The organism is Streptomyces sp. NPDC046122 (assembly GCF_056429965.1).
The window spans coordinates 1-8,731 of the sequence record NZ_JBWKLQ010000036.1; the positions used below are offsets into that span (position 1 = coordinate 1).

The 8,731-nt window shown below is 69.4% G+C and carries 7 protein-coding genes and 1 pseudogene; 4 read left to right on the forward strand and 4 right to left on the reverse strand.

The genetic code is table 11. From position 1 onward, the window contains the following. Positions 1–244 (reverse strand): dsRNA-binding motif domain-containing protein (locus AC07FK_RS33805; RefSeq protein WP_479108733.1); only part of this gene is annotated, 244 nt, incomplete at its 3' end. Positions 245–724: 480 nt separating this feature from the next. Further along, on the reverse strand, positions 725–2,611 hold the full coding sequence (locus AC07FK_RS33810; protein WP_479108734.1) for a tetratricopeptide repeat protein: 1,887 nt from the start codon (positions 2,609–2,611) through the stop codon (positions 725–727). Between the two features lie 309 nt (positions 2,612–2,920). Here AC07FK_RS33810 and AC07FK_RS33815 point away from each other — a divergent pair. Then, positions 2,921–3,025: pseudogene (locus AC07FK_RS33815) on the forward strand (IS5/IS1182 family transposase); the annotation flags it as partial. Between the two features lie 9 nt (positions 3,026–3,034). On the opposite strand, the gene AC07FK_RS33820 reads toward AC07FK_RS33815, so the two are convergent. Together AC07FK_RS33820 and AC07FK_RS33825 are read right to left on the reverse strand one after the other, a co-directional pair. Beyond that, positions 3,035–3,247, reverse strand: a complete 213-nt coding sequence (locus tag AC07FK_RS33820; protein WP_479108735.1) for a DUF6207 family protein — start codon at positions 3,245–3,247, stop codon at positions 3,035–3,037. 1,315 nt (positions 3,248–4,562) lie between these two features. Further along, the gene (locus AC07FK_RS33825; RefSeq protein ID WP_479108736.1) at positions 4,563–5,531 is read right to left on the reverse strand and encodes a helix-turn-helix transcriptional regulator; all 969 of its coding nucleotides are present in this window, start codon (positions 5,529–5,531) and stop codon (positions 4,563–4,565) included. 63 nt (positions 5,532–5,594) lie between these two features. On the opposite strand from AC07FK_RS33825, the gene AC07FK_RS33830 reads away from it, so the two are divergent. The 3 genes from AC07FK_RS33830 to AC07FK_RS33840 all read left to right on the forward strand — a co-directional run. After that, complete coding sequence (locus AC07FK_RS33830) at positions 5,595–5,981, forward strand: VOC family protein (protein ID WP_479108737.1); 387 nt, start codon at positions 5,595–5,597, stop codon at positions 5,979–5,981. 890 nt (positions 5,982–6,871) lie between these two features. Next, entirely contained in the window at positions 6,872–8,119 is a 1,248-nt protein-coding gene (locus tag AC07FK_RS33835) for an outer membrane protein assembly factor BamB family protein (RefSeq protein WP_479108738.1), read from the forward strand. Positions 8,120–8,453: 334 nt separating this feature from the next. Continuing rightward, a partial coding sequence (locus AC07FK_RS33840) for a transposase (RefSeq protein WP_479108739.1) occupies positions 8,454–8,731 on the forward strand: 278 nt, incomplete at its 3' end.

An 8,731-nucleotide genomic window follows, 5' to 3' on the forward strand; every position in this document is an offset into this window, starting at 1 on the left:
CAGAATCCAGCTCCGGCCCCGCCTGATCGACGGCTGCCTCACCGCCACAAGCCTGGCCATCAACCCGCCGACCCCACCCTGAAAACCTCAGTAACCGTCCGGCTTCAGCGACCAGCCGGTAGATCGGGGCAATCTGCCCTTCCAACGTCGTGATCATGCTGAACGCGCTACGGGGCCCGACGATGCGGGCGACCGTGCCGTGCCGTCGGACCTGACCGATGAGGTCGTCGATCCGATCCGCCACCCCTTGCATGTCAAGCCCTACCGGGCTACCGCGAAGCCAGCGATGCCGATGAACACGGCGAGGATCAGCCCGAGTGCCAACACGACGAGGAGAGGGAAGAGGTGGCCGCCGTTCACGCGGCACCTCCCTGCGCCTTGTTGCTGACGAAGCTGCTTGTGTGAGGAATACCCCGATGAGCGCCTCCTACGAGCGGATCTCCCGGCTACACGGCTTACGGGTCCCCGGCCGTTGACACAGTCACAAAATGAGTGAGTAGCTCGAGGCCCGCTGGGTCACCGCCGAGGAGTTCACCGGGCTGCGCCCCACGTTCGCCGGCGACCGCCCCTTCTTCGACGATGTGCTGCCGACGCGGGGACATCAGGTCCCCGAGGAGCCTGTGCAGAACTGACTCCCCACCGCGCCGGCCACTCCGCTCCGGCTACTTCGCCGCTCAGTGTTCGTGCGTCACCTGAGCCAGCAGCTCACGGATCTCCCGCAGGCTCATCCGCGTACCGGGGTCGGAGTCCCGCTCCTCGATCTGCGCGACGCGAGGTGGCCCGGGTACTCGGCGAGGATGTCCGCGACGAGTGGCGCGGCCTCCTCGCCGCGCTCCGCCTCGACGAGCAGCTCGGCCAGCTCGGGACGGGGATCGACGCGCCGTTCGAGCGGTCCGCGCGGTGGGTCGAAGTCGCCGGAGCGCTCCACCGCGCGGCGCAGCCACTGTTCGGCCTCCGCGGTGCGTCCGAGCCGGCGCAGCGCCCTGCCGAGGTGGTACGCCGCCTCGGGGATGTCGTTCTCCCACGCCTTCACGAGCCACCGCTCGGCCTCGGCGTACCGCCCCCAGCGCACCATGCTGCGACCGGCCAGGAACGCGGGCCGCGCCAGACCGCCCTCGGCGGCGCGCACATACCAGCGCTCCGCGAACTGCGGGTCCCCGCCCCGCTCTTCGGAGGCCCAGCCGACGCCCCAGGCTGCCCTCGCGTGACCGAGCTCCGCGGCCTTCAGCGTCCAGATGCCGGCGGCCCGCTCGTTCTTCGCGTGGGTGTGGATCCCGGCGATGCTGTACGCAGCCCCCGCGTCCCCGGCCTCGGCGGCCGGCCCGAAGTACGGCACGAGCAGGGTCTCGTCGGCATGGCAGTCCTGCAGCATGCGGCCGAGCTCGAGCAGCGCGCGCGGAGTGCCGGTCTTGCGGTACCAGTCGGCGGCGTCGGGCAGCCGGTAGAGGCGGTCGAGTGCATCGGCGTACGCGAAGCACTCCTCGGCACCGCCAGACTCCGCGGTCGCCCGCAACTCGGGCAGGCGCGCCGCGAGTTCGGGGTCGGGCAGTCGGGCGGGGTCGGCGCGAATCGCCGCGATCTCCTCGAGCTGCTCGACGAACATCTTGGGCAGGCCGCCGTACTGATCGTTCTCGTCCTCGGTGTCGCCGGTGAGACGCAGCCATCGCTCGGCCTCGTCCAGCCGCCGCTGCATGATGCCGATCAGACCGAGGTAGAAGCGGGCGTAGTCGTGACCATCGGGTGCTGCGGCCGCCGTCTCGAACCAATGCTCGGCCGTGCGCTGGTCACCGCGCTCGAAGGCCCAGACACCCAGGACGTAGGCCGCGCCCGAGTAGCCGAGCTCGTGCGCCCGTACGGCCAGGGCGCGTGCCTCCTCGATCCGGTCGCTGTCGCGGGCTACCAGGATGGCCTGCTCGACCAGGGCCTGGTGCGAGCCGACCGCCGCGGCTCGCGCGTAGAGAGCCTCCGCCGCGCGGATCGTGCTCGGGTAGTACGTGAACATGCCCTCGTACTCCGGGTCCCGCAGCGGACTCAGCGCCTCGAACGCGGCCTCGGCGTCCCCGTCAGCCTCCGCCCGCGCGAGCCGCTCCTCCCAGAGCTCAAGGTCGTCGACGATGTTCTCGATCACCTGACGGGCCGAGGCCGCCTTGCGGTCACCCAGTTCGGCCGCCTCGTCCAGCTGCGCCTGTGCTTCGGCGAAGGCACCGTGGCGGGCGGCTTTGAGCACCGCGCCGTTGGTGAGGCTCTGGACGTGGCCGAGTGCGGCTCCCCGCGCGTACCACTCCTGTGCTCCGTCCTGGTCGCCGGACTCCTTCAGGAGTGTGGCGAGCCCGAAGGCGCAGCCGCCGTCACGGTCGGCAGCGCTGCGGTACCAGCGCTCGGCTTCGGCGAACTCCCAGCGGTCCTTGTGGCAGATCGCGAGCGTGCGCGCCGCATCTGCGTCCCCGTGCTCGGCGGCCTTGGCCCACCAGGGCAGGGCCTGGTCCATCCGGCCGCTCTTGCCGAGGAATGTGGCGTAGGCGCGGTACGCGCCGTCCTGTCCGGCCTCGGCAGCGGCCGCCAACTCGGCTTCCTGGTCGCGTATGTGCTCATGCGTTTCCCCGTGTGTCATTCCGTGATCGTGTCAGGCGGCCACACGGGGCGGATACGGGGGCCGGGGCGTGAAGGACACGTTCCACCTCAACGCGAAGCGCCCCTCCGCCGCCTGCGAGGATGCTGCTCGCGCAGCCGCTGCCGATGCCCCGCCGGCCGGATCCCGGACGCGACGGGAATGGACGCCTTCACCACCGCGTACAGGGCAGCCAAGGAGCAGCGGTCCGTGTTCGTCGCCGTCGAGCGCCAGGCCCGCGGTGGACGGTGAAGACCGACGCGCTCACCGCACCGCACGGGTGTGGTGTCACTTCCGTGGAAGAGCTCCAGCAGACTCAACCACCGCTACGAGCGTCACCCTCGCAACTACCTGGCCTTTCTCGGCCTCGCCGCAGCCCTCTGCTGCTACAAACGACTCCTCCGCCTCACCACATAGGACACGGTCTTACATCATCGTGCCGGGGTGTCGGATGTCCGCGTACATCCGCGCTTTGACCCCGGATTCCCCTGGGGGGCGCCATACCGGAGTGATGCCGGAGGTGGCCCATTGCCGCTGCAGGCCGGCCATCACCACGCGGATGGTCTCTTCGTCGGCGGCGGTGATGTCCAGGACTACCCGCGCCGGCTCGCGGATGTGCTGCTCGTCGACCTGTTCCATGCCTGGATTGACGCGCGCCTCGCACGGTTGGTTCGCCGGCTGACGTACGACCACCCGTACGGGCGACGCTGCCCGAGATGCCCCGTGAAGAGCCGGACGACGTGGAGACGGGCGCCGCTTGTTGAGCCGGCGGCTGGCAGTGGTCCGCCGGCCTCACCCGGCCACCAGCACTGACGGACTCAAGCCGGACCCGCCCCGCCAACTGACTGACCACATCAGCCAGACCGGTTCCGACCACCCTTGACCGGCGTGTGCTTCTCCCGCGTCCGGGCAGCCGCGAACCCCTCCACGTCAGCCCCGTCATTGCCGAACGGGTCGAGGAAGCAGCGAGGACACGCGATCGAGCGCCGGGCGCCGAGCCATCCGCTGCTCTTGGTGCGGCTCGGCTTGGACGTCCCCGCGGCCGAGGTGCCGAGATACGGGGAAGCGGTACAGCCCTCCAGCGGCTGACCCGGCCGCAGTCCGTGAGGGCGGAGCAGCTTGGAGTGTTGCTCGGGCGCGGCGGTGCCAGCGGGACGTCAGGCGACGATGCTCGACGTTCCCGCCCGATCGGTGCCGGCAGCATTCTTCATGGGGGGACGGCCTGGACGGACAGATCCTGGGCGATTGTCGAAGTGAGCATGGGCGTGACGCGGAACAGATCCGGCTCGGCGCTTCGGTCGTCCGGCTCGTGGGCGACGGGTTTCCCTGACGTCCGGGTGGGGAGGTGAGGGCCCCGGCCGGGCGGCTCAGGGCCCTCAGCGCGCTTGCTGTGGGGGCGGATCATGCACGCGTCGACCAGCTCGACGACGGGGGTCTACCAAGGACACGGCAGGCGCAGCTCGGCTTGTCCCTCCGGGGCTGACGCTGTGGAGCTGGATGGTGTCGGTGATGAAGTGCCGGGTGTGGCCTGGGCTGAGGGCCTGGGCCTGGGCCTGGAGGTGGGCGTACCCATCGCGCTGTAGCGCTGCACGTCGGATGGCTTTTCCAGGTAGAGGTCGCTGGTGTACCTCTCCAGGTAGTCCCCCACACCGCAGGCGCCCACCCCGGCCTCACGGGACAGCGCTCGTCGGCGCCGCGCACCCGCACAGTCCTCCCTCCTGCGGTTCCCCGACAGCCGCGAGTCCGTGGTCAAGCTGGTGTTGTGCCGGTCGCGCTCACTGTCACGGAGGTGAGAGATCAGCACCTGGCACCCTACCGGGAAGCGACCGGCGGGCACATTGCTCACCTGGGCGGTCGGCGTTGTTCCTTCGATTGGCGTTCCGGACGGTCATCCCCCAGACCTGGGGCATTTTCTCCAGGCCGGCGCGATGGGTGGCGAGGTGCGCAACGCCCCCTACCGGGACTGACAGCCCTCGTTGTCCTCGAACAGTTCGCGGGTGCGGCGCAGCAGCGCCTCACGTACGTGGTCCGGGGACAGTACCCGTAGCGGGGTGCCCAGGCTGAGGAGGTATGTGACGAGCTGGTCGGCGTCGTTGGCGCCGATTTCGACGATGGTGGCGTCAGGGCCGTCCGGGTGGTGGGTGCCGATCGTCGGTGGGACGAGCCGTAGGGCTTGGTCCATGGGGTGGGGAAGCCGGACTGTCGCATAGAGCGGGTACACGACACTGGCGATGCCTCGGGAGACGAGGAGGGCCGGGTCGGGCGGGTCGACGAGTGCGACCGTGTGTCCGGTCGGCCGTGCCTGCACCACCCGGTCGGCCCGGAACGTCCGCCACTGGCCCCGCGCCACGTCCCGGGCAACGAAGTACCAGCGGAGGCCCGTGTGTACCAGGCGGTAGGGGTCGACGTCCCGGACGGTGGTCTTCCCTGCATGGTCTCGGTACGACAGACGGGTGCGCTCACCACGGCGGCAGGCGGCGGCCAGGTCCAGCAGCATGCCGGGCGAGATGATCTGAGGGCCCTCGGGCCTGGGAGTATGTACGAAGGTGGCGTCCATCTCGCCCAGCCGGTCCGCGATCCGAGGCGGTAGGACCTGCCCTAGTTTCAACAGCGCCGACAGCGCGGCCTGGTCGCCACCCAGGACGCCGCTGAGCGCGGCCTCGCGCAGTGCGACGGCCACGGCGAGCGCCTCCTCGTCGTCGAGGATCAGCGGCGGCACCCGGGTGCCGCCGCCGAGGCGGTAACCGCCCCACGGCCCAGGGTCGGACTCGATGCCGTAGCCGAGTTCCCGCAGCCTGGCGACGTCCCGCCGGACCGTGCGGTCAGTGACCGCCATCCGCTCGGCCAGCTCGCGGCAGGTCCATGTCGGCCGTGTGGACAGCAGCGAGACCAGTCGCAACAGGCGGGCCGAGGTGCTGATCACATCCTGAATTGTTCCCCATGACCAGGACCGTTTCTGTCCTGGTCCCGTCATAGCGTCGTCCCCATGAGTACCGAACCCACATCCGCACCCGCGATCCGCTTGCTGTCCGTCGACTTCGACTGCCCGGATCCCGCCGAACTGGCCCACTTCTACGGCAACGCGCTTGGCCTGCCCGTCGTCTACTCCAGCGACGACTTCGTCCTGCTCGGCCGCGAGGGTTCACCCGGACTGGGCTTCATCCGGGTGGCCGACTACCGGCGTCCGACCTGGCCGGACCCTTCCCAGGGCAAGCAGGCACACATCGAACTGGGCGTCGACGACCTGGAGGCCGCTCAGGCCCGGATGCTGGCCCTTGGCGCCGCAGAACCCCTGGTTCAACCGCACCCCGATCAGCGGAGGGTCTTGCTGGACCCCGCAGGCCACCCGTTCTGCATTTCCACGCTGGGCTGAGCATCATCGGCCGACGATGACCACTCCGTGCACCCACGCAAGCTTGCTGCGTAGCGGTTCAGCTTGGCCCGCACGCCGACGTCCACCCCACCACTTCAGCGCCTGAACGGCTTCTCATCGTGGTGCTTGCGAAAACGGGTCTTGAGGGGCCCTTCCTGGGCAGGTGGACGAGACGATGACGGACGCCTCGTGCCCAGCACAGCGACGCGAGAGTCAGCACAGTGACTACACCGTGTGCACCCACGCCAAGGAGCGTGAGCGCCAGGAGGCCGAGGAACCGGCGGCTGAAGAGGCTCAGGCGAAGGCGGAGCGGAGGTGTGGCGCAAGGAGAACGGGGTCTTCGGCTTTCTCCGCCGCTGACACACCGAAGTTCGCCGGTCGTGTACACGGTCACCGGTTCGATTCGGGTGGGGCCCTGAGCCGGGCACGGTCTCAGGGCCCCAGGAGCGCGCACCGCGGGGACGGATTCACGCACGCGTCGCAGACCCAACGGCGTCGGCGTCGTTTGGTCACGGCACCGGCAGCGACGGCAGCCGGCCGTCGGCAGCTCTGCCGGTGGGCTGGCCCGCCTCCGGACGAAGGTGGGGGCATCTGGGCGCCGTGGCGCCTCCCGCGGTCCGTTGTGATCCTCGGTTCCCCCGGCGGAGAGAGTGATGCCGTCTCCGCGGGCGGCGCGGATGCCGTACATCTTGCGAACCATCGCAGCAGATCATTAGCGCTTACGCGCGAGTGCCAGGAGTTGCTGATCTTGTGTGACAGTAGTTTCACGGACGCGTCCCGGTTGCGTACCGCCCGACGACTGGCCGAGATCTGACGGCTAGCCTTACCGGGCTCTAGACGCCCGAGGGGGCGTCAGCAACATACGGGCGAAACGGGGACGGGGAACCGACATGGGCAGACGTGACGGGCACGCGGTGTCACGCAGGCAGGCGATCAGGCTGGCCGGGACGGGGCTCGGCTTGGCCGTGCTGGGGGCAGGCGCATGGGGGTGCACACCCGAGGAGGCAACGGGCGCGTCGGGCGGCGGCACAACTCCCGGTGGAGGCAAGGGCGGTGACACCAACAAGGGCGATGACACCTTTACCACCCCGCCCCCGGGCACCGAGCCCAAGCCGCTGTGGCAGCAGAAGACAGCCAACGACGACCTGGCCGGGATCCACGCGCTCGCGGTCATCGGGGACACGGTCGTGGTGTCGGGTGACCCGCTGGTGGGGCGTGACGCCGTCAGCGGCAAGGAGAAGTGGTCACGGCCGGGCGTCACCATTCCAGGCGCCAAGCTGATCACCGGCGGCGGGACGCTCTATCTCGCCAGCGCCGAGTACGACGGCGACGTGGTGGGCCTCGATCCGGCCACGGGCAAGGAGACCTGGCGGAGCCGCCTGGGCAAGGAGTACGAGCAGCCGCGCCCCATCGCGGCCGACGACCGACACGTCTACGTCCTCGCCGGGATCCTGGAAGAGGACTCCTCGACGCCGACCAATGTGATCGCCGGGATCGACACCACCTCCGGCAAGATCGCCTGGCGTGAAAAGCGGGACAAGGGGACCGAGGAGTTTGGCATCACCGCCACGGTCGTCGGCGGGCGCCTCGCGTACACCGATTTCCGGAAGAACGTGACCGTCCGCGACACGACGACGGGCTGGCAGCTCTGGACGAAGAAGATCGGCAGGTCCAACTACTACCGCTTTGCTGTGCACGAGGACCTGTTGATCGTGCCGGACGGGCAGCGGCTGCGGGCGTTCGAGCTGGACGCGGGCACGGAACGCTGGTCGCTGGCGAATGAGAAGTTCACCTGGTTCAACGATCCGCAGGTCCTGGACGGGGTGCTCTACGCCTCCGACAGCGCGTACGGCATGTGGGCGGTGGACCCCGGAACGGGCAAGCAGATCTGGCACAACAAGGACCTGGTGGGCAAGGCTGCGGAGGCGTGGCAGTTCGCCAAGGTGGGCGGCACGCTGTACGGCGCGACCGAGCATGACAAAAACGGCGGCGTGCATGCCTTCGACGCGGCGACCGGAAAGCTGCGCTGGACGTACAACGACAACACCGGTGAGAACCAGAAGTGGTACGTGGTCCCGGCGGGCAAGCGGCTGGCCGCGATGCACGCCAAGCGGCTGTACGCGCTGCCGGCCGTCTGAGCTTGTCATTTGTCCAGTCGGCGGGGCTTGGTGCTCTTCTTGTGATGGGCGGGTCTGGTGTACGCCTCGCCGCTTGCGAGGACCCGTCCCACGTCGTGACGGGTTGCCGAACGGCTGTTTGTTGAACCGAGTGGGCGGCCGGGGCCAGGTCGGGAGGGTTTGGGCGCAGGCGCTGTCGTCGGGGTCTGAGCGTGGAGGTTTCTGAACCCGGTTCAGGCGGGGGGCGTGGTCACCCGCGCAGTGTGCCGCCCGGCCTCGGCGGTCCGGGCTGGTTCACCGGCGGTAGCCGTGGCTTAGACCGTGTCCTATGTGGTGTTGGTTCGTTGGACTCGGCATGGGGCGGGGTACGTGGAGTTGGATTGTTCCGGACGGACTGTGGGAGATCGCGGAGCCGCTGATCCCGCCGTCGAAGGTGCGGCCACAGGGGGGCGGGACGCAGGACACGCCTGATGAGACGCTGTTCGCCGCGATCATCTACGTGCTGGTCAGCGGCTGTGCCTGGCGAGCGTTGCCACCATGCTTCGGGATATCGAAGTCGACCGCGCATCGCCGGTTCCTGATCTGGTCGCGAGCTGGTGTGTGGGGCCGGCTCCACGAGGAGATCCTGCACCG